19 protein-coding genes, 1 tRNA gene and 1 pseudogene are annotated in these 19,818 nt (G+C 49.2%); 16 read left to right on the top strand and 5 right to left on the bottom strand.

All coding sequences use genetic code 11. From position 1 onward, the window contains the following. The first annotated feature begins 55 nt into the window (after nt 1-55). The 8 genes from VF724_RS02470 to VF724_RS02435 all read left to right on the top strand — a co-directional run bounded on the left by VF724_RS02470 (nt 56) and on the right by VF724_RS02435 (nt 9,310). Entirely contained in the window at nt 56-1,042 is a 987-nt protein-coding gene (locus VF724_RS02470; RefSeq protein WP_371752624.1) for a phosphate ABC transporter substrate-binding protein, read from the top strand. A gap of 353 nt (nt 1,043-1,395) precedes the next feature. Next, nucleotides 1,396-2,313, top strand: a complete 918-nt coding sequence (locus VF724_RS02465; protein WP_371752623.1) for a phosphate ABC transporter substrate-binding protein PstS family protein — start codon at nt 1,396-1,398, stop codon at nt 2,311-2,313. Nucleotides 2,314-2,380: 67 nt separating this feature from the next. Next, nucleotides 2,381-3,301 (top strand): phosphate ABC transporter permease subunit PstC, encoded by a 921-nt coding sequence (pstC, locus tag VF724_RS02460; protein WP_371752622.1) that lies wholly within the window; start codon nt 2,381-2,383, stop codon nt 3,299-3,301. Beyond that, on the top strand, nt 3,291-4,178 hold the full coding sequence (gene pstA / locus VF724_RS02455; protein ID WP_371752621.1) for a phosphate ABC transporter permease PstA: 888 nt from the start codon (nt 3,291-3,293) through the stop codon (nt 4,176-4,178). The genes pstC and pstA overlap by 11 nt, the downstream gene beginning before the upstream one ends. Before the next feature lie 55 nt (nt 4,179-4,233). Then, nucleotides 4,234-4,992, top strand: a complete 759-nt coding sequence (pstB, locus tag VF724_RS02450; protein WP_371752672.1) for a phosphate ABC transporter ATP-binding protein PstB — start codon at nt 4,234-4,236, stop codon at nt 4,990-4,992. Between the two features lie 47 nt (nt 4,993-5,039). Beyond that, entirely contained in the window at nt 5,040-5,792 is a 753-nt protein-coding gene (pstB, locus tag VF724_RS02445; protein ID WP_371752620.1) for a phosphate ABC transporter ATP-binding protein PstB, read from the top strand. 33 nt (nt 5,793-5,825) lie between these two features. Further along, on the top strand, nt 5,826-6,485 hold the full coding sequence (phoU, locus tag VF724_RS02440) for a phosphate signaling complex protein PhoU (protein WP_371752671.1): 660 nt from the start codon (nt 5,826-5,828) through the stop codon (nt 6,483-6,485). Nucleotides 6,486-7,084: 599 nt separating this feature from the next. Next, the gene (locus VF724_RS02435; RefSeq protein ID WP_371752619.1) at nt 7,085-9,310 is read left to right on the top strand and encodes a GGDEF domain-containing protein; all 2,226 of its coding nucleotides are present in this window, start codon (nt 7,085-7,087) and stop codon (nt 9,308-9,310) included. Between the two features lie 14 nt (nt 9,311-9,324). Here the strand turns inward: VF724_RS02435 and VF724_RS02430 are convergent, their stop codons facing one another. Continuing rightward, the gene (locus tag VF724_RS02430; protein WP_371752618.1) at nt 9,325-10,044 is read right to left on the bottom strand and encodes an HAD family hydrolase; all 720 of its coding nucleotides are present in this window, start codon (nt 10,042-10,044) and stop codon (nt 9,325-9,327) included. A gap of 130 nt (nt 10,045-10,174) precedes the next feature. Here VF724_RS02430 and polA point away from each other — a divergent pair, with 130 nt between their 5' ends. Genes polA through VF724_RS02405 form a run of 5 tightly spaced genes read left to right on the top strand, consistent with a single transcriptional unit; the run spans nt 10,175 to nt 15,847 of the window. After that, the gene (gene polA / locus VF724_RS02425) at nt 10,175-12,826 is read left to right on the top strand and encodes a DNA polymerase I (protein ID WP_371752617.1); all 2,652 of its coding nucleotides are present in this window, start codon (nt 10,175-10,177) and stop codon (nt 12,824-12,826) included. A 57-nt stretch (nt 12,827-12,883) separates the two neighbouring features. After that, complete coding sequence (gene mutM, locus VF724_RS02420; RefSeq protein WP_371752616.1) at nt 12,884-13,732, top strand: DNA-formamidopyrimidine glycosylase; 849 nt, start codon at nt 12,884-12,886, stop codon at nt 13,730-13,732. Between the two features lie 32 nt (nt 13,733-13,764). Continuing rightward, entirely contained in the window at nt 13,765-14,547 is a 783-nt protein-coding gene (ytaF, locus tag VF724_RS02415) for a sporulation membrane protein YtaF (RefSeq protein WP_371752670.1), read from the top strand. Between the two features lie 44 nt (nt 14,548-14,591). Then, on the top strand, nt 14,592-15,188 hold the full coding sequence (gene coaE / locus VF724_RS02410; protein ID WP_371752615.1) for a dephospho-CoA kinase: 597 nt from the start codon (nt 14,592-14,594) through the stop codon (nt 15,186-15,188). Continuing rightward, on the top strand, nt 15,185-15,847 hold the full coding sequence (locus VF724_RS02405) for a lytic transglycosylase domain-containing protein (protein ID WP_371752614.1): 663 nt from the start codon (nt 15,185-15,187) through the stop codon (nt 15,845-15,847). The genes coaE and VF724_RS02405 overlap by 4 nt, the downstream gene beginning before the upstream one ends. Nucleotides 15,848-15,892: 45 nt before the next feature. Here VF724_RS02405 and VF724_RS02400 read toward each other — a convergent pair whose 3' ends face one another. Further along, a complete protein-coding gene (locus tag VF724_RS02400) occupies nt 15,893-16,117 on the bottom strand; it encodes an alpha/beta-type small acid-soluble spore protein (RefSeq protein ID WP_371752613.1) in 225 nt (74 codons plus the stop codon). A gap of 115 nt (nt 16,118-16,232) precedes the next feature. Between VF724_RS02400 and nrdR the strand changes: the two genes are divergently transcribed. Further along, on the top strand, nt 16,233-16,691 hold the full coding sequence (nrdR, locus tag VF724_RS02395; protein ID WP_371752612.1) for a transcriptional regulator NrdR: 459 nt from the start codon (nt 16,233-16,235) through the stop codon (nt 16,689-16,691). A gap of 76 nt (nt 16,692-16,767) precedes the next feature. Beyond that, nucleotides 16,768-16,840, top strand: a tRNA-Ala gene (locus VF724_RS02390). A 125-nt stretch (nt 16,841-16,965) separates the two neighbouring features. Here VF724_RS02390 and VF724_RS02385 read toward each other — a convergent pair. The 3 genes and pseudogenes from VF724_RS02385 to VF724_RS02375 all read right to left on the bottom strand — a co-directional run bounded on the left by VF724_RS02385 (nt 16,966) and on the right by VF724_RS02375 (nt 18,754). Then, the gene (locus tag VF724_RS02385; RefSeq protein WP_371752611.1) at nt 16,966-17,241 is read right to left on the bottom strand and encodes an iron-sulfur cluster biosynthesis family protein; all 276 of its coding nucleotides are present in this window, start codon (nt 17,239-17,241) and stop codon (nt 16,966-16,968) included. Nucleotides 17,242-17,499: 258 nt separating this feature from the next. Further along, nucleotides 17,500-17,826 (bottom strand): annotated as a pseudogene (locus VF724_RS02380) (hypothetical protein); the annotation flags it as partial. A 46-nt stretch (nt 17,827-17,872) separates the two neighbouring features. Next, on the bottom strand, nt 17,873-18,754 hold the full coding sequence (locus VF724_RS02375) for a radical SAM/SPASM domain-containing protein (RefSeq protein ID WP_371752610.1): 882 nt from the start codon (nt 18,752-18,754) through the stop codon (nt 17,873-17,875). Nucleotides 18,755-18,950: 196 nt separating this feature from the next. Here VF724_RS02375 and speD point away from each other — a divergent pair, with 196 nt between their 5' ends. Next, complete coding sequence (gene speD, locus VF724_RS02370; RefSeq protein ID WP_371752609.1) at nt 18,951-19,760, top strand: adenosylmethionine decarboxylase; 810 nt, start codon at nt 18,951-18,953, stop codon at nt 19,758-19,760. The last annotated feature ends 58 nt before the right edge of the window (nt 19,761-19,818 follow it).

The raw sequence follows: 19,818 nt of genomic DNA, 5'->3' as shown, positions 1-19,818 counted from the left end.
CCTTTAACATAAGCGTTGTGCAATTCACAAAACATTTTGGGGGAGAAGAGGAAACATGAATTTAAGAAAAATCGGTTTGGTTCTCGCATCACTCATGATCGTAGCAAGCATGATTCTGGCAGGTTGCGGATCGCAAAAAAGCAGCAGTGAAACAAGCTCGCCGTCACCGGCACCGAGCGCTTCAGCGGATAAAACCAAGAGCGCTGACAGTGCTTCACCGGCTCCTGGCGCTACGCCGGAAGCTCAAAAGGCTGATGGAGTCAGCGGATCGATCGTAGCTCTCGGCTCCACAGCATTGCAACCGCTGGTTGACGAAGCTGCAAAACAATTCATGACTGCAAATGCAAAAGCGCAAATTCAAGTACAAGGCGGCGGAAGCGGCACAGGCTTGAGCCAAGTCGCTGCAGGCGGAGCCGACATCGGCAACTCCGACATCTTCGCTGAAGAGAAAAAAGGCATTGATGCTGCTGCTCTGGTAGATCATAAAGTCGCAGTGGTCGGTATTGCTGCAGTAGCCAACAAAGAAATTGGCGTAGACAACCTGACCAAACAACAGCTGATCGACATCTTCACCGGCAAAATCACCAACTGGAAAGAAGTGGGCGGAGCCGATCAAAAAATCGTTCTGGTCAATCGTCCGAAAAGCTCCGGTACCCGCGCAACCTTCTATACCTATGGTTTGGATAAGCACGAAGAAAAAGAAGGCATCACGGAAGATGCGAACGGCACCGTCAAGAAAATCATCGCTGAAACCAAAGGCGCTGTAGGTTACCTGGCCTTCTCCTACTTCGATGACACTGTAAAGCCGCTGTCGCTGGAAGGAGTAAAGCCTGAGGTGGCCAATGTATTAAACAACTCTTTCCCGATCTGGGCATATGAGCATATGTACACCAAAGGCGAAGCTCAAGGCCTGTCCAAAGCGTTTCTGGATTACATGGTATCCGCTGACGTACAAAAAACGCTCGTTCCGAAGCTGGGCTACATTCCGGCAACCGATATGCAAGTAGAGCGCGACGTTAACGGCAATATCACGAAAAAATAAAAAACCTCTATCGAAGCTAATTCATTGATGAGCGACCGCGTTTAGAAGTGGGTTTTTATGCCGATAAGAATTTGCTTTTCGAGAACCCGGAAATTTATAAATTCTTATTCGGTAATAAATACGGGTGCTTCCCGTTAATCGCAGATAATTTATAAAAGCGCAGTGCCTTGAAGAAAATTCAGGGTATTTCGCTTTTTTTCATTGAAATTCGCGCGACTTTCGCATAAGATTCTATATTGGACAAATATTAATAATGTACCCATAAAAACACCAAAAAATTTACACAGATTTTACAAAGCGTTAACAGTTTTAATGTATGATTAAAATGTTGTATCCATGGAGGGAATCAATTGATGAAAGTGTCGAAACGGATTTTATGGACAGCCGCGATTGTACTTGCTATGTTGACTGCAGGCTGTGCGGGCGGAGGAACGAATCAGGGGACGAATGACAAGCAAGCTGAACAAACTCCGGCGGGTGGAGGAATCAGCGGTTCGATCGTAGCTTTGGGTTCAACCGCGCTGCAGCCGCTGGTCAACGAAGCGGCGAAGCAGTTCATGGTCAAAAATCCGCAAGCGCAGATTCAGGTTCAAGGCGGCGGCAGCGGCACGGGCCTTAGCCAGGTAGCCTCGGGAGGAGCCCAAATCGGCAACTCGGATATTTTTGCCGAGGAGAAAAGCGGTATAGACGCCACCGTTTTGAAGGACCATAAAGTTGCAGTGGTGGGCATCGCTGCGGTTGCCAATAAGGATGTTGGCGTCGATAATCTCACCAAGCAGCAGTTAATCGGCATCTTCACCGGCAAGATTACCAATTGGAAGGAAGTCGGCGGAGCCGATCAAAAGATTGTTCTGGTCAATCGTCCGAAAAGTTCCGGTACACGTGCGACATTCTTTACATACGGACTGGACAAGAACGAAGAAAAAGAAGGAATCACGGAAGATGCCAACGGAACCGTCAAGAAAATTATCAGCGAAACCAAAGGTGCGATTGGGTATCTGGCGTTTTCCTACTTCGACGATACCATCAAACCGTTGTCGCTGGATGGTGTGGCGCCTTCCAAAGAAAATGTATTGGACAACAAATTTCCGATCTGGGCCTATGAGCATATGTACACCAAGGGTGATGCGCTGGATCTGAGCAAAGCCTTCCTGGATTACATGGTATCCGAGGAAGTCCAGAAAAACCTCGTTCCGCAAATGGGATACATTCCGGTTACTGAAATGAAAGTGGAACGTGACGCGAAAGGAAACATCACGAATAAACAGTAAGTGTCGAAAGAGGATGGTGATCATCCCGCCATCCTTTCTTTTTTTTTATTAGGGGAGGAATGTCAGGATGCAGCATGTTCCAAAGGAGCAGGACCGTTTCAAACGGCATCACCTGGAGGAATTAACGGGCAAAACATTTGCTTATGTCAGCATCGCCATTTTGCTGGTTGCGTTGGTTGCGATTACTTATTTTATCGCTTCCAAGGGCTTGAGCACTTTTTTTAAAAACGATGTCAATTTGTTCAATTTTCTGTTCGGTACGGAATGGTCTCCCGAGGGCGATATGGGAAAACCGTCGTTCGGAGCGTTCCCGTTTATTTTCGGTTCGTTTGCCGTGACCGTTTTGGCGGCATTGATCAGCGCACCGCTCGGCATCGGGGCGGCCATTTTTATGAATGAAATCGCTCCGGCTTGGGGGCAAAAGGTGCTTCAACCGGTCATCGAGCTGCTGGTCGGGATTCCTTCCGTCGTATACGGCTTTGTCGGCTTAAGCCTGGTGGTTCCGTTCATGCGGGAGCGCTTTGAAGGCGTGGGCTTCGGCCTGGCCTCCGGGATGGTCGTGCTTTCGGTCATGATTCTTCCGACGATCACCAGTGTTGCCCTGGACTCTTTAAAGGCGCTGCCGATCAAGCTGAAAGAAGCCTCCTTTGCGCTCGGCGCGACGAGATGGCAGACGATCAGCAAGGTTTTGGTGCCTGCAGCTTTGCCGGGACTGTTGACCGGTGTTGTTCTGGGAATGACCCGGGCTTTCGGCGAAGCGCTCGCCGTGCAAATGGTCATCGGCAACTCGCAGAAGCTTCCCGAGTCGCTCTTTGATTCGACAAGCACGCTGACCAGTGTGCTTACACTGGAAATGGGCAATACGATCGCCGGTTCCGCCCATAGTAACGCCCTATGGTCATTGGCTCTCATCTTGCTGGTTATGTCGTTTGTCTTTATCCTGCTGATCCGCTTCCTGGGAAGGAGGGGCCAAACCCATGAGCGTTAGAATGAAGGATAAGCTGGCCACGCTCGTATTTTATTTGATCGCTTTTGTCATTATCGGTATTCTTGCCGGATTGTTGGGTTATATTTTGGTAAGGGGAGTATCCCACATCAGCTTTCACTTTCTTATCTCCCCTCCCGAGAACATCAAAGCGGGCGGCGGAATCGGCCCGCAACTGTTCAATTCCTTGTTTTTATTGTTTCTGACTATGCTCATTACGGTTCCGATCGGCTTGGGCGGCGGAATTTTTATGTCGGAGTACGCCAAACCGGGAAGGGTGACGAGAGGCCTGCGAATGCTCGTTGAAGTATTGTCCTCTCTGCCCTCCATCGTGGTCGGCCTGTTCGGCTTGCTCGTTTTCGTTCAGCTTTCGGGATGGGGATTCTCCTTGTTCTCGGGAGCAATCGCGCTGACCATCTTCAATCTTCCGCTGATGGTCCGGATTACGGAACAGGCGCTCCAGGCCGTATCCGTCGAGCAGCGGGAAGCCAGCTTGGCCCTGGGACTGTCCAGATGGCGGACGATCGTGTCGGTCGTGCTGCCGGCAGCCATTCCAGGCATTATCACCGGCACGATTCTTGCCTCGGGCAGGGTATTCGGAGAGGCGGCGGCGCTGATGTTTACGGCAGGGATGAGCACCCCCGCTTTGGATTTTACGAACTGGAATCCGTTTTCCGCGAATTCCCCGATTAATCCGATGCGTCCGGCCGAAACGCTGGCCGTGCATATCTGGAAGGTCAACAGCGAGGGTCTGGCGCCGGATGCCAAGGAGATTGCTGCGGGAGCTTCGGCAGTTCTGATCATTGCAGTGCTTATCTTCAACTTGACCGCCAGGTGGGTGGGGCGGTTTATTCATCGCGTGCTGACCGCATCGAAATAGGAGGGGAACCGAATTGTCGACTGAAATCAATACGAAGGTTGCCAAGCCGGGAAAGATGAAACAGGTTGCATTGGAGACTCGCAACTTGAATGTGTATTATGGAAATTACCTGGCGGTCAAAAAAATTTCGATGGCCTTTGCCGAGCGGGATGTTACGGCGATGATCGGTCCTTCCGGCTGCGGAAAATCGACGTTTCTGCGATCGCTGAACCGAATGAACGACCTGATACCCGGCGCTCGCATCGAAGGGGAAATTCTGATCAACGATCAGAATATGAACGCTCCCGGAGTGGATGTGGTCGAATTGCGCAAAAAGGTCGGAATGGTGTGGCAAAGGCCGAACCCGTTTCAAAAATCGATATTTGACAATGTGGCCTTCGGTCCGAGGTATCACGGTCTGAAAAACAAGAAGCGGTTGGCTGAGATCGTCGAGGAAAGCTTGAGCAAAGCGGCGCTCTGGGATGAAGTGAAAGACCGGCTGCATACTTCGGCTTTATCGTTGTCCGGCGGTCAGCAGCAGCGCTTGTGCATCGCCCGATCGATTGCAATCAAACCGGAGATTCTTTTGCTGGACGAACCTGCTTCGGCTTTGGATCCCGTTTCTACCGCCAAAGTCGAAGAGCTGATTCTGGAGTTGAAAAAAGAGTATACGATCATCATCGTGACCCATAATATGCAGCAGGCTGCCCGAATCTCTTCATATACGGCATTTTTCCTGATGGGAGAACTGGTCGAATACGACGAAACGACCAAGATGTTTTTCAATCCGGAGAGAGAGGAAACAAGCGATTACATTACGGGCCGGTTTGGATAAATAGGCCGAAGGAATTTTTCTTTTGCAACGGTTGAGGAGGATGACGAATGGCCATCGTTGAAGTGGAAGGTCTTAATCTTTTTTATACGGATTTTCAGGCGTTGAAGCAGATCGACATGAGAATTGCAGCGAATACGGTAACTGCTTTTATCGGTCCTTCCGGCTGCGGGAAATCCACGTTTTTACGCACGCTGAACCGGATGAACGATATGATTCAGGGTGTCAGAATTGAAGGTAAAGTGATCATTAATGGCGAAGATATATATGAATCGAACGTTCATGTCGAGGATTTGAGAAAGCATGTGGGAATGGTTTTTCAGCAGCCGAATCCGTTTTTTAAATCGATTTATGAGAACGTGGCCTATGGATCGAAAATTCATGGTATCCGAAAGAAGAGCCAGCTGGATGAAATTGTGGAGAAAAGCTTGCGCTCAGCGGCGCTATGGGACGAAGTCAAGGATCATTTGAACCGCTCGGCGTACAGCCTGTCCGGCGGCCAGCAGCAGCGTTTGTGCATCGCCAGGGCGCTTGCGGTAAATCCGCAGATCCTGCTAATGGACGAACCGACTTCCGCGTTGGATCCGATTTCCACCTCAAAAATCGAAGAACTGGTTCAGGAACTGAAAGAGGAATACACCATTATCATCGTCACGCATAATATGCAGCAAGCAGCGCGTATTTCCGACAGAACCGCTTTCTTTTTGAATGGTGAAGTCATCGAGTTTGCTGATACGATGAAGCTTTTTTCCAATCCGGAGGATCAAAAGACAGAGGATTATATTTCCGGACGATTCGGTTGATTGGAATCAACATTTCAGGAGGAGATGTCAATGGTGACTCAGCGCCATCAGTTCGATGCGCATTTGGAGGAATTGCGTGGGGCAATCATTCAAATGGGTGAAATGGTTGAACAGGCCATTATCTCTGCCGTCAAATCTTTGAAGGAATCCGACTTGGAATTGGCCCAGCAGGTGATTAAGAACGACGAGGACATCAATCATTTGGAAGAATCGATTGATGATATCGGATCGACATTGATCGCTACCCAACAGCCTGTCGCCAAGGATTTGCGGAAAATACTGATTGCTTTCAAAATTTCCAATGATTTGGAAAGAATCGCCGATATGGCGGTGGACATTGCGAAGGTAACGCTGCGCATCGGGAAGCAGGAGCTGATCAAGCCGCTTGTCGATATACCGCGGATTTCCGAGATCGTGCTGGAAATGGTTGATCAAGGCATCCGCGCTTATATGGAAGAGAACGTTGACCTGGCCTACAAAATGGCCAAGATGGACGATGAAGTCGATCATTTATACAGTCAAATTTTGCACGAACTGTTCGCATACATGGTAGAGGATCCGAGGAAAATGACTCAGGTGCTGCTCCTTTCCTTTGTCAGCCGTTATCTGGAGAGGATGGCCGATCATGCCACGAACATCGGAGAGAGCGTCGTATATCTGGTTAAAGGAAAGCGTCCGGATTTAAACCAGTGAACGGACTGAATGAAAACGATACCTGCTGCAGAGTTCAACAAGCAAGAGCCTACCTGTTACACGGCCATACCAAACCCGGAAATTCCGGGTTTTTTTGCATGCGCTGCGGAAGAAATAAAAATAAACATTGAAACGCACATTGTGCATAATACTGCAATATTCATGCAATTATATTCATAAATTTCAATGTTTTTTTGGGTGTTTTTTAATATGATGCAATAAACTGCAAAACTGTGCAATAGTTTACCTTGCGGTAGGCGCCGCTGCGAATAGACTGCTCCTCAAATTCTTTCAAAAATAGCAAAAAATATCTTCAAAATAAAAAAACACTTCAGTTTTGACGAATCGTCGTTCCGGCGAATTCATTCCGGCAAATCGTCGTTTCGGCAAATCGCCGTTCACTGAAGTGTGCTTCACTCAATAAAGATTGTCATATGGATTTTCAATAAGTATTATAAGTCAAATGATAAAATTTTACAATTAAATTACCATTCGTTGAAATAACTTTTACACAGCATTGATATCATAATGGAAAAACAGGAAATTTGTCGAAGTAATTGTCAAATTCCGATTTTTTTATTCCATTGTGAGGGATGTCCATGATTCGGTTGCGATCGTTTGAACTACAGTTTATGGAGGAAATATCCAATCGCTTGGAAAAAGGGAACGTTGGCTTGATTTATTTGGATATCACCCGTTTTTCCCAGGTGGGAGAGCGATACGGTAGAATCGTATGTGAACATATTCTATTGACCATGCGCAGCATCATCGCGGATATGATTCGGGATAATCCCCGCATCATGTTTCCGAAAATGGTCGGAGACGACATTTTTCTGTATGTCGTGCTGCCTTCCACGGACGAAGCGGAGTGCATGTACGATCTTCGGCAGATTCAAAGCGCAATCAAGCTCAAGGTGGAAGAGGAACTGCGCTCCGCCCATCCGGTCGAGCCCGAAATCGAGATCCAAGTAGGACAAGCGATGCTTCAGGATTCTGCCGACAGGGAACTGGAGACCATCATTTACAGCTCGATGAAGCAGGCGATCCGCAATGCCAGACTGCACAGCATCGACAGAGAGCATGCTCTGCACAATCAGGAATATATGAGCATCATCCAAAATCGTTCGATTTATTCCGTCTATCAACCGATCATTTCGTTCGCAGACGCTTCCGTTTTTGGCTACGAGGTTTTGACCCGGGGACCCGATGGGAGTTTTTTTCATCCCCCCGCTACTCTGTTCAAGTACGCCCAAAGAGAAGGTTCGATATATATTCTGGAAAGAATGGCTAGGGAAAAAGCGATTCAGGGGTCTGCAGCGATAAAGCCCGAACAGCGGATTTTCATCAACATTTCCGCTGATATTCTGCATGATCCGCAGTTTGCGCCGGGGAACACCCTGAAGCTGCTGGAGGAGCACGGTCTATCTCCGAAAAATGTGGTGTTCGAGATTACCGAAAGAAGCTCGTACGACGACTTCTCCTCGGTCAAGCAAATTCTGAAGCACTATCGCAAGCAGGGTTATCAAATTGCCATTGACGATGCCGGATCGGGCTATTCTTCTCTGCAGGCGATAGCCGAGCTTCAGCCGGATTTTATCAAAGTGGACAGGTCGCTCATTCACGGCATACATCAGGATAAGATCAAGGAATACATTCTTGAGACCTTCGTCACTTTCGCCCAAAAGATGAATATCAGCATCATCGCAGAAGGAATCGAACAGAAGGAGGATCTGATCAAACTGGTGGGGATGGGAATTCATTACGGTCAGGGCTTCCTGCTCGGAATGCCGCAAAACCGGTTGCTCGAGGAGCCTTCCCCCGAAACGGTATCCGGCGTGCTTTCCGGCACCGTAAAAAATGCATTCTGCGGGGATGCCTGCAGAGTCGGGGATATCGTTGTTTCCGTTAAGACCTTTGAGAGCAGCACGAACGTATCGGAAGTCGTGGAGTTTTTCCGAAAGAATGAGACGGAGCAAGGGGCGGTCATTATCCAGGATCAGGTGCCGATCGGATTGATCATGAGGGAGAAGCTGTTTCAGAAATTGGCCGAGCAATATGGAATGGTACTGTATTGGCATAAGCCGATCCAATTGATCATGGACAAGCATCCGCTCGTCGTGGATGAGAGCATGATGGTGGAAAATGCTTCTCAAATGGCGATTGCCCGGGAAATCAGGAATCTGTATGATCTGGTTATTGTCACGAGCAAGGGACGGATTAAAGGAGCCGCAACGGTCCGCGCTATTCTGGAGTGCATTACCAATGAGAAAATGGAGAAGGCCAGAGTTTCCAATCCGCTGACGGGCCTTCCCGGAAATATGCAAATCGAAAAAGAACTGAGCCGGCGCATCGCGACCAACGAATCATGCGCGGTCATCTATGCCGATTTGGACTTTTTCAAATGGTACAATGACCGTTACGGATTTCAAAAAGGCGACGGGGTCATCCGGTATACTGCGGATATTATTCAGAATTCCGTGGGTTTGCACGGACGGCCGGGGGATTTTGTCGGTCACATCGGTGGCGACGATTTCATTATCATATGTGGAAGCGAACGGCCGGATCGAATTTGCGAAGAGATCATCGAACGCTTTGAGCAGGGCATTCATTCTTTTTACGATGACATCGATCTGATCACCGTATTGGATCGGTCGGGCAATCCGGTTTCCGACCACATGGGGGTTACCGTTTCACTGTCCGTCATTCGCTGTTCGAATGCGGGCTGCGCCACCGTCGAGTCCATATCCCAAGCCGCAGCGGAATTGAAGAAAAAGGCCAAGCTCCACCGCGGAAGCGTTTTTTTGGAAAAAACCTTGGACCCCTAAAAATTGCAAAGCATTTAAAAGATTTCCGTCAATTGCCTGCAGCTTCGGAGCATTATCACTTTCTCTCTGCCGACCTTTCTCATGGTTGAGGAGGTTTTCCCGAGCCTACGGATCCAAACGGCATCCATTCCCGCACGGGTGGCTCCGAAAACGTCGTTTTTCCATGAGTCACCGACCATGACGGCCTGCGATGCAGGGATATTCAATTGCTCCAATGCGTATTTGAACATTCCCGGGTCCGGTTTTTTCCAGCCGTTTACCGGAGTGAACAGCCGGTCATCCGGAATGATATTGCGGATTCCCAAGCGGCGGAGCTGCGCCGTCCGCCTGGCTCGGTTCCCGTTGCTGATAATGGCCAGCGTATATCGGGAAGCCAGCTTTTCCAACGTATTTTTGACATCCGGATAGGGTTCGACGATTTCCGCTTTCAACTCCTTCCATCTTCTGGAGAAAGACCGAAGAAATTCGTCGTTGACGGGAATCGGGGTGCCTCTGAAAGTTTCTTTTAGAATCGAGCTTTGGTGCCGCTGCTGCGCCATTGTTTTCCTCAGCTTGCGATATTTGAGGAGAATCTTGTCCGGATCCCATCCGCTTCCCTCGGAGTACCATCTGCCCGTGAATTCCTCCAGCGTTTCCTTGAAGCTCGATTCCAGCGAGGCCTGCAGATCGATAATCGTTCCGTTCAAGTCAAAAAAAATGACTTTTTTGCCGTTCGGTGAAAAATACCGTTTCATTGTGCCAATCACTCCCTTATTTCTATGCTATGTTTCAAAGAGTCATTTAGAAACCCGTTGTTTGCAGTAAAAACTTGTACGAAGTTGTGCTATGATGAATAGGGAGCATGAAAAAAATAGGGGTGTGTCAATGGAAAAAATCATTTTGGTCGATGGCAACAGCATTGCCAACCGGGCGTTCTATGCCCTACCGATGCTCAGCAATTCCCAAGGTATGCATACCAATGCCGTTTACGGCTTTACGATGATGCTTCTCCGGATAATTGAAGAGGAGAAGCCCACTCATTTCATGGTGGCGTTCGATGCGGGCAAGATCACGTTCCGTCATCAGGATTTCAAAGAATATAAAGGCGGGAGAATGAAAACTCCGCCGGAGCTTTCCGAGCAGTTTCCGATGATGAAAGAGCTGCTCCAAGCTTTTCGGATTTTCCAATATGAGCTTGAAGGGTATGAAGCCGACGATATTATCGGCACGATCAGCCGTCTGGCCGAGGAACGCGAGATGGAAGTGCTCATCGTCACCGGAGACAAGGACATGCTCCAACTGGCATCGGACAGGACAACCATTCTGTTGACGCGCAAGGGGATTACGGAGGTGGATCGTTTCGATCCGGCGGCCGTAGAAGAAAAATATGGACTGCAGCCGAAGCAAATCATTGATCTAAAGGGCTTGATGGGCGACCCGTCGGACAACATTCCCGGCGTTCCGGGAGTTGGAGAGAAAACCGCGCTGAAGCTTCTGCATGAATATGCGTCTGTCGAGAATGTGCTGAAGCATGCGGACGGGATCAAAGGCAAGTTGGGTGAAAATATCCGCAGCCATTCCGACAGTGCTCAAATGAGCAAGGAGCTGGCGACTATTTTCCGGGAAGTGGAGGTTCCGATCGAAGGGCAGTGGGACCGTTTGGAATACGGCGGTTTTGACGCCCGATCGGTCAAGGAGATGTTCCGCAAGCTCGAGTTTAAATCGCTGCTTGAAAAAATGGATTTATCGGAGGAAAGCCGCCAAGAAACGGAGCAGGAACAAATCGCGGCGCAAATTGTCACAAGCGGCGGACTGCCGGATTTTATCGGTATGCTGCCCTCGGTCGAAGCGATGCATATCGAGGTGGCCGGGGAAAATCCGCACGCTTCCGAGATCATCGGCTACGCTTTTTTGGCGGAAGGGAAAGCCTACTACATGTCTCAGGCCACCATGGAGCTGCCGGAAGCCGGCAAGGTCAGGGAATGGCTGGCCGACGAAACGATTGAAAAAAGAATGTACGACATGCATAAAGCGGCCGTAGCTCTGGCTTGGAAGCAGCAGGCGCTGAGGGGCGTCGTGTTTGACGTGATGTTGGCCGCATATTTGCTCGATCCCACGGAATCAAGTCTGTCGCTGCACGGGCTTGCCGATAAATTCAGACTGCCCCCGATTTCCGAAGATGAACGGATTTTTGGCAAGGGCGCGAAATTCCGGGTGCCAAAAGAGGATCAATTGAGCGCACATCTTTGCAGAAAGGCTGCTGCCATCCGGCGCTTGAGCGGGGTGCTTCAACAGGAGCTGGAGAACAGCGGCATGCATCGATTGTTTTATGACCTGGAGCTTCCGCTTTCCGCCGTGCTTGCGGAAATGGAACTGACGGGCGTGCTGGTGGACACGGAGGATTTGAAGAGCTACGGCAAGGAGCTCGAGGGGATTTTGGAGGGGCTGATGGCGGACATCCATGATTTGGCCGGGATGGAATTCAACATCAATTCACCCAAACAGCTTGGTGAAATTCTGTTCGACAAGCTCGGTCTTCCCGTAATCAAAAAAACAAAGACGGGATATTCCACGGATGCGGAAGTGCTTGAGAAGTTGGCCCCTTATCATGAAATTGTCGACAAGATTCTTCATTACCGGCAGATCGCCAAGCTGCTGTCGACTTACGTGGAAGGCTTGCTGAAAGAAATCCGCCCGGAAACGCACAAGGTTCACACCTACTTCCGTCAGACGGTCGCGGCCACCGGAAGGCTGAGCAGCCAGTTTCCCAATCTGCAGAATATCCCGATCCGCATGGAGGAAGGACGAAAAATCCGCAAGGTTTTCGTTCCGTCCGAGCCGGGCTGGTATATTCTGGCGGCCGATTATTCACAGATCGAGCTGAGAGTGCTGGCGCACATCTCCCAAGACGATAAGCTGATTGAGGCTTTCCAGCACAATAAAGATATTCACACAAAGACCGCCATGGACGTCTTCGGCGTTTCGGAGGACCAAGTCGACGCGAATTTGCGGCGGCAGGCCAAGGCGGTGAACTTTGGAATTGTCTACGGAATCAGCGATTACGGACTTTCCCAGAATCTCAATATCACCCGAAAAGAGGCCGGTCGGTTCATCGAGCAATATTTGAACGTATTTATGGGTGTGCGCAAATTTATGGAAGATATTGTGCAGCGGGCCCGCAGGGACGGCTATGTGACGACTCTGCTGCAGAGACGCAGATATTTGCCGGAGATCAATTCCTCCAACTATAATCTCCGCTCTTTTGCGGAACGGACGGCGATGAATTCGCCGATCCAGGGATCAGCGGCCGATATTATCAAGCTTGCGATGGTACAGCTGCATTCCCGACTGCAGCGGGAAAAACTGAAAAGCCGCATGCTGCTGCAGGTGCATGACGAATTGGTGCTGGAGGTCCCGGAGGACGAGCTGGAGCGGATGAAAAAGCTGGTTCCGGAGGTCATGGAAGGCGCCTTGAAGCTGGACGTTCCGTTAAAAGCGGATGTCAGCTACGGACTGAACTGGTATGAAGCCAAATAACCGGATCGATTGGATTGCCGATCTTTGCGGGAAACGAATAGAAATGGAGGTGCGCTTATGCCGGAGCTTCCGGAAGTCGAAACAGTGAAAAGGACGTTGAATCAATTGGTGGCGGGAAAGACAATCCGCCAAGTGAGCGTCCATCTGCCCAGAATTATCCGACGACCGGACGATCCTGTCCTGTTTGCGGAAATGCTGCGCGGACAAACGATTCAGGATGTTCAAAGAAGAGGAAAATTTCTAAGGATCATCCTGAATGATCTTGTGCTGGTTTCTCATCTGCGGATGGAGGGACGTTACGGAGTATATCCGTCGGGTGAGCCTGTGGAAAAGCATACGCATGTGATTTTTCATTTCTCGGATGGAACAGAGCTGCGCTACAAGGATGTGCGCCAGTTCGGGACGATGGATTTGTTCGAGACGGATCAGGAATGGACGCTGCCTCCTCTGTGCAAGCTGGGTCTCGAGCCTCTGGATGAAAGCTTTACCTATGAAGCCTTCCGTGCGCGCATCGGCAAGCGGGAAACGAAGATCAAGCCGCTGCTGCTCAATCAGGAATACATCGTTGGCATCGGTAATATTTATGTGGATGAGGCGCTTTTTCGCGCGGGGATTCATCCGGAGCGGACGTCTGACTCGCTGAAGCCTGCTGAACTACGCAATCTGCATAATGCTATCGTTGAAACGCTGAAGGAAGCGGTGGACGCGGGAGGCTCTTCCGTGAAGTCTTACGTGAACGGCCAGGGTGAAATGGGCATGTTCCAGCAGCGGTTGAATGTCTACGGACGCGAATCGCAGCCTTGTCCGCGGTGCGGCTTGCCGATCGCCAAGACGGTGGTCGGAGGGCGGGGAACCCACTATTGCCGAAAGTGCCAGCCGCTCAAAAGCAAGAAGGTTCGGGTTTGACGAAAAATGCACCGATTCACCTCCCTTTCCATATGATAGTGTGTGCAGTGCAAAGTGGGCTTAACCAACTATCGCTGCGCCAACTTATCCTTCATACGATCCGGTATGAGGATGACTGCATAGGAGGGGATACGTTGCCGCCGATCGTTTCATTATGCTTGCTGGCATTTGCCGTAAGCTTGGATGGATTTGGCGTCGGTTCGACGTACGGACTGCGCAAAATACGAATTCCGTTGATCTCCATTATGATTATATCGGGATTTTCCGGGATCGTGATCTATGCTTCCATGCATATCGGACTCCTAATTTCAAGGATTTTTTCACCCTTGTGGGCTTCGAAAATCGGCGCTTTCATCCTGATCGGTATCGGGATATGGGCCATCGCACAAAGTATCCGGAACCAAAAAAAGGACCTGTGGGAAGCCGGAAACGAGCCCCAGTCCGCCAAACAGCAAGATGCGGATTTGGCGGAGCTGCCGATTCTGGAAATCAAAATCAAGCGTTTGGGACTGGTGGTCCAAGTCATAAACACCCCCTCGATGGCGGATGTGGACCGATCGGGGATCATATCCCCTTCGGAAGCGGCCCTGTTGGGGCTGGCGTTATCCCTGGATGCTTTCGGGGCGGGTATCGGCGCGGCGCTCATCGGGTTTCGTCCGATTGTGACCGCGACGGTCATCGCGCTGACAAGCGGTTCGTTTTTCGCAGCCGGCTTGCAGGTCGGCCATTTGTTTTCGGATAAGGAGTGGGTCAAGAAGCTGACCGTTCTTCCGGGAATCCTCCTGATCCTGATTGCGATATTGAAATTGATGTAGAAATTGCGTTAGAATTTGCTTTCAGAAACCAAGGAGTGAATCAAATGAATATTGGGCTTACCGGAGGCATAGCGACCGGAAAAAGCACGGTTTCCAAAATGCTGGTCGACAAGGGAGCGATCCTGATCGATGCGGATCAAGTTGCCAGGGAAGTGGTACTTCCCGGCAGCGCTGTGTTGGACAAGGTATATGAAAGATTCGGACAAGCGATCCGAAATGCGGACGGTTCGCTGGATCGAAAAAAACTGGGGGATATCGTTTTTGCCGACCGGAAGGCGCGTAAAGATCTTGAAGCCCTGCTTCATCCGGCCATCCGGGAGATTATGAAGGAGCGGATGAGCCGAGCAGAGCTGGAGCATCCGGAAAGTCTGGTCGTGGCGGATATTCCTCTGTTGTTTGAATCGGGACTTCAACACTTGTATGACGAGGTTCTGTTGGTCTACGTCCCGGAAGAGATCCAAATCCGCCGGCTGATGGCCAGGGACGGTATCGACGAGGAGCAGGCAACGCTGCGAATTCGGGCACAGATGCCCATTGAGGATAAGAAGAAAATGGCCGATATCGTGATCGACAACAGCGGGACGCCCGAAAGCACCCGCAACCAGATCGATCTGTTTTGGATTGGAAAGGGATTGAAATGAAATTCTTCCAGAGGAAAAGCGTGCTGGCCGTTCTGCTTATCCTGTTTGTCGGAGTTTTATTTTCCAACTCGGACTGGGTGGGGAGAGTGCTGTACCCAATCAAATACGAACAGGATATCCGGATCAGCGCGGCGAATTTTCAACTTGATCCATTCCTGATTGCTGCGATCATACGGGTGGAAAGCAACTACAAGACCGACCTGAGATCCAAAAAAGGCGCCATCGGTCTGATGCAGATAATGCCACAAACCGCCGATTGGATTATTGAGCAGGGGCAATTCTCCGACATGATTCGCGATCAGCTGGAAATACCGGCGATCAATATTGAAGTAGGTACATGGTATATCGATTCGCTGTTGAAGCAGTTTGACAAGCATATCAAGTTAAAAACTGAGGAAGATCGAATTGCGGTGATCGCAGCCGCATATAACGCGGGTCCCGGCAATGTCGCGAATTGGCTGGATACGCGGCAGTGGGACGGCAGATTGGCGACGGTTGGGCAGATACCTTTTGGCGAAACCCGCCACTACATTCAACGCATTCTTTATTATTATAAAAAATACAGCAGTTTTTATTCGGAAGTTTGGGGAATCAGCGCAGAAGCAAAAATAAAAGTGTCGGGCAAACCGGCGAATTCGCCGACTGCCCAACACCTTTGAATGAACCCTCTATTCCATTGCAATCATGACGTGAAGTGTTAGCGGTTAACGAGCACCGCCGGCAAGCTGTTGTTCGGCAATTTGTACCAGACGACGAGTGATGTGACCTCCGATCGCGCCAGCATCACGGGTGGCCATGTTGCCCATATAACCGTCTTGGGGGATCTGGATACCTAATTCCTGCGCAACTTCATATTTCAATTGATCCAAAGCGGCATCCGCTTGCGGCACGACCAGCGCATTGCTGGAACGGGATTGACCTTGAGCCATTTTTCTTCACCTCCTTGTCGTTGGTAGTTCTATTATGTGCGATTATCGCAGCTTCATTACAGGTAACCTATGGTACTGCTGGAATGTGATTTTTAGATAAAAGGAGGACGAGCTTATGAAATGCCCGTTTTGCGATTACTCGGGAACGAAAGTGCTGGATTCCCGCCCGGCCAACGATAATAAATCGATTCGCCGAAGGAGGGAATGCGAGCGGTGCGCAAGGCGTTTCACGACATTCGAAATGGTGGAAGAAACACCTTTGGTTGTCATCAAAAAGGATGGAAGCCGCGAGGAGTTCAGCAGGGACAAAATATTGCGGGGATTGCTGAGAGCATGCGAAAAGCGCCCCGTATCCGTTGAAAGACTGGAAGCGATCGTATCCGAGGTGGAAAAGGAGCTGCGAAATACGGCGCACGCCGAGGTGGAAAGCCGGATCATCGGCGAGCTCGTCATGGAACAGCTGTATCCTGTCGATGAAGTCGCCTATGTCCGATTCGCGTCGGTTTACCGTCAATTTAAAGATATCAACATGTTCTTGAAGGAACTGACGAGTTTGCTTGGCAAAAATGATTAATTCATTTTCAAAATCTGGATTCATTCGCCATTGACACACGGTCCCGTCATATGCTATTATCAATCTTGTCGCTTGAGGGGCCTTAGCTCAGCTGGGAGAGCGCATCGCTGGCAGCGATGAGGTCAGGGGTTCGATCCCCCTAGGCTCCATAAAAATAACGATCCGAGAGGGTCGTTTTTTTTATGGAGCCTAGGGGGACGAAGCGAAGGACCACAGGTGTCTCTTTCTATCTTAGAGCTGGTCATCGTCGACTGAACTTCGAGAGCAGGGTGGATTAGGCGGTAATTTCAAATTGCTTGAATCCGGTATGGTCTGCGATAAAGTCCAGCTTTCCATTTTGAAAATAATGAATTTGAGTTTTGTCAACGATAAAATCAAATCCGTCTAACGCCACAACAACATCGTTGATTTGTACAGCGTCTTCTATTGTCAATTTTAATTTCATAAAACAGCTATGGCGCATCTGCAGACGTATATATGGTTTTGAGCTTGAGCTTAACCGGTTTTGAAGTTCTAATTTCGCTTGGTCTGTTAATTGTAATTGGAGCATGGTATCCCTCTCTTTTGTCTGAATGCGTAGAAGTAGATGCAATAATTATTATACTGAAGCTGAGACATAGATTGCAATGGGAAGGGTTTGAAAGCAGCGGCGAAAGGGGACACGGCTTGGTTCCGATGGTGCAAGCGCCGCGGCAGCAGAAGCAACTTCCAATCAACTGGATTTTCTGTAGCTACTTAAGGCAAATTCTCGCTTTATGGTTCTATTGACTGGAAAACCGGCATTTAGATTTGTTTTTTTCCCGATAACCAAAAATGTCTCCCGATTCAGTTCGTTGCAATATTTTTGGCGATCCATATTCGTTACATGCTCGGAGAAACCCTTAATCTCTATGAGCAGCTTCCATCGCTCCGGCGAAAATGCAAAGTCCGCAAAATACGATCTGCCCCGCCAATCCAGCACCTCGAATTCGGGATGCAAATGCTCGAGATTGCCTCTATATGGCCACCAAACATTTCTCGCGAACAGTATCTCCGCATGACCATGCCCTCTTTCTAGCCTTCCGCGTCGTTCACCTGACCGTCTGTTCAGATGCTGTCGAATAAACGATGAATGCGGGACCTCAAATCCGTTCATCTCCGTCACATCATCAAGTGCTCGATCTTGCCATTTCGGCCGCCTTCTACGCGCCGAATCGTTTTCGATACCCGCATTTCCGGCACAGCTCCTCCACCGCTTCCCTCTTGGAAAATCCGTCGAAAAGACGGTTGGCCCGCTCGCTCTCGATGATCTCGGTAAAAGAGGAGTCGTGAATATTCCCTAATTTAATTACGCCCTCGCCATCGAGACAGCAAGGCACGACCGTGCCGTCGACAAGCACCCCGGCTTGGCTGCGAAGACCGTGACAAAACCCCTTTCCATCATCTTCGGGAGCCTGCAGGCTCGGCCATTCAAATTCATGATCCTGATTCAAATAAATGCGCTCGGCAATTTTCAACCCTTTGCCCCGCTCCACTTTTTCTTCGATTCTGTAGTTCAGATTAAACTCCTTCTCAATAATCTCCAACGAGTGCCGGTTTCTGTTTTTTTCCAAATTCGTCGCATTGTCCTGATCCAAGTTCCACAGCCGCAATGAAAAAATAACGTTTTGTCCCGCTTCAGCCGCTTGCCGGATAAAAGAAAGAATATTCGTTATATACTGCTCCCGATCCGTCGAGCCTTCATGCCCGTCAAAGCTGTGGAGGGAAAAGTTCATTTGGCGAACAGCCGGTTTCCCCAGGATTTTGTGCTTGGCTTTCTGGATCAGTGTGCCGTTTGTCGTGATATTGACCTTGAAGCCTTTCGCGTGACTGATGTCCAGCAGCTCATCCAGCTTCGGATGCAGAAGCGGCTCGCCTTTTACATGGAGGTAGATATGATTCGTGTGGCGATTGATTTGATTGAGTGTATGGGCGAACGTATCTACCTTGATAAAATTCGCCTGCCGGCCGGTTTGCGGGCAAAAGCTGCACGCCAGGTTGCAAACGCTCGTAATTTCGATATATACCTTTTTGAAGGTTTTCAACTTCTGCTCTCCATTCTGGATATCGGGGATTGAATATATCAATTATACACTGGATTGCGAGGTTTATAGAACTAATTTCCGCATACCGAGCATCCATAAACAAAACGGCAGAAATGCCGTTTTGTTTATTTTTCACGGCCAAATTGGATATATTGGATAACAATAGTTTCGAATTAGCCTAAGGAGTGAATCGACCATGAATATCAAGCCGGAACAGCATATCCAATTGCATGGCTTTAATAATCTCACGAAATCATTGAGCTTCAATATGTATGACATTTGTTATACAAAGACAAAGAAGGAGCGTGAAGCATATATCGCCTATATTGACGAGCAATACAATGCGGATCAATTGACGAACATTTTAAGGAAGGTGGCGGATATTATCGGCGCGCATGTCGTAAATATTGCGAAGCAGGATTATGTTCCTCAAGGAGCGAGTGTGACCTTGCTGGTATCCGAAGGACCGATCGTCGAGGTTCCGGCAGAAGCATTCGAGGAATCTCCCGGACCGCTTCCGGAATCGGTTGTCATGCAGCTGGAAAAAAGCCACATAACGGTCCATACTTATCCGGAATATCATCCGGATGAAGGGATCAGCACGTTTAGAGCGGATATTGACGTATCCACCTGCGGCGAGATTTCATCGCTAAAAGCGCTGCATTATTTGATTCGCTCGTTCGACACGGATATCATGACCATTGATTACAGAGTCCGCGGCTTTACCCGGGATATCAACGGTAACAAGCTATTTATTGACCATGAGATCAGCTCGATCCAAAATTATATTCCGGAGGATATCATCCGCCAATTCGATATGATCGATGTCAATGTTTATCAGGAAAATATTTTCCACACCAAATGCAAGCTTAAAAAATTCGATCTCGACAACTATCTTTTCGGATACACAAAAGAGAAGCTGAGCCCGGAGGAAGAGAAGGAAATCACTGAAAGAATAAAGGCGGAGATGGATGAAATCTTTTATGGCAAAAATCTTAGAAGTTAGACGGCAGCGATGCCGTTTTTTTTTGCTTCTGATTCCGCATTCGATTTGGATAGGCATT

It is taken from the genome of Ferviditalea candida (assembly GCF_035282765.1).
Lineage (GTDB): Bacteria > Bacillota > Bacilli > Paenibacillales > KCTC-25726 > Ferviditalea > Ferviditalea candida.
Note: the sequence above shows the minus strand (reverse complement) of the source record. Positions and strands in the feature narration are given on the sequence as shown.

Bases quoted from the DNA above. Each gene is read 5' to 3' on its own strand.
- polA (WP_371752617.1), top strand. From the start codon at position 10,175: ATGGAAAAAATCATTTTGGTCGATGGCAACAGCATTGCCAACCGGGCG.
- VF724_RS02430 (WP_371752618.1), bottom strand. From the start codon at position 10,044: ATGAAACGGTATTTTTCACCGAACGGCAAAAAAGTCATTTTTTTTGAC.
- VF724_RS02385 (WP_371752611.1), bottom strand. From the start codon at position 17,241: ATGCTCCAATTACAATTAACAGACCAAGCGAAATTAGAACTTCAAAAC.
- VF724_RS02400 (WP_371752613.1), bottom strand. From the start codon at position 16,117: ATGGCTCAAGGTCAATCCCGTTCCAGCAATGCGCTGGTCGTGCCGCAA.
- mutM (WP_371752616.1), top strand. From the start codon at position 12,884: ATGCCGGAGCTTCCGGAAGTCGAAACAGTGAAAAGGACGTTGAATCAA.
- speD (WP_371752609.1), top strand. From the start codon at position 18,951: ATGAATATCAAGCCGGAACAGCATATCCAATTGCATGGCTTTAATAAT.
- VF724_RS02470 (WP_371752624.1), top strand. From the start codon at position 56: ATGAATTTAAGAAAAATCGGTTTGGTTCTCGCATCACTCATGATCGTA.
- VF724_RS02465 (WP_371752623.1), top strand. From the start codon at position 1,396: ATGAAAGTGTCGAAACGGATTTTATGGACAGCCGCGATTGTACTTGCT.
- ytaF (WP_371752670.1), top strand. From the start codon at position 13,765: ATGATAGTGTGTGCAGTGCAAAGTGGGCTTAACCAACTATCGCTGCGC.
- pstB (WP_371752620.1), top strand. From the start codon at position 5,040: ATGGCCATCGTTGAAGTGGAAGGTCTTAATCTTTTTTATACGGATTTT.
- pstC (WP_371752622.1), top strand. From the start codon at position 2,381: ATGCAGCATGTTCCAAAGGAGCAGGACCGTTTCAAACGGCATCACCTG.
- nrdR (WP_371752612.1), top strand. From the start codon at position 16,233: ATGAAATGCCCGTTTTGCGATTACTCGGGAACGAAAGTGCTGGATTCC.
- pstB (WP_371752672.1), top strand. From the start codon at position 4,234: ATGAAACAGGTTGCATTGGAGACTCGCAACTTGAATGTGTATTATGGA.
- VF724_RS02405 (WP_371752614.1), top strand. From the start codon at position 15,185: ATGAAATTCTTCCAGAGGAAAAGCGTGCTGGCCGTTCTGCTTATCCTG.
- VF724_RS02435 (WP_371752619.1), top strand. From the start codon at position 7,085: ATGATTCGGTTGCGATCGTTTGAACTACAGTTTATGGAGGAAATATCC.
- pstA (WP_371752621.1), top strand. From the start codon at position 3,291: ATGAGCGTTAGAATGAAGGATAAGCTGGCCACGCTCGTATTTTATTTG.
- coaE (WP_371752615.1), top strand. From the start codon at position 14,592: ATGAATATTGGGCTTACCGGAGGCATAGCGACCGGAAAAAGCACGGTT.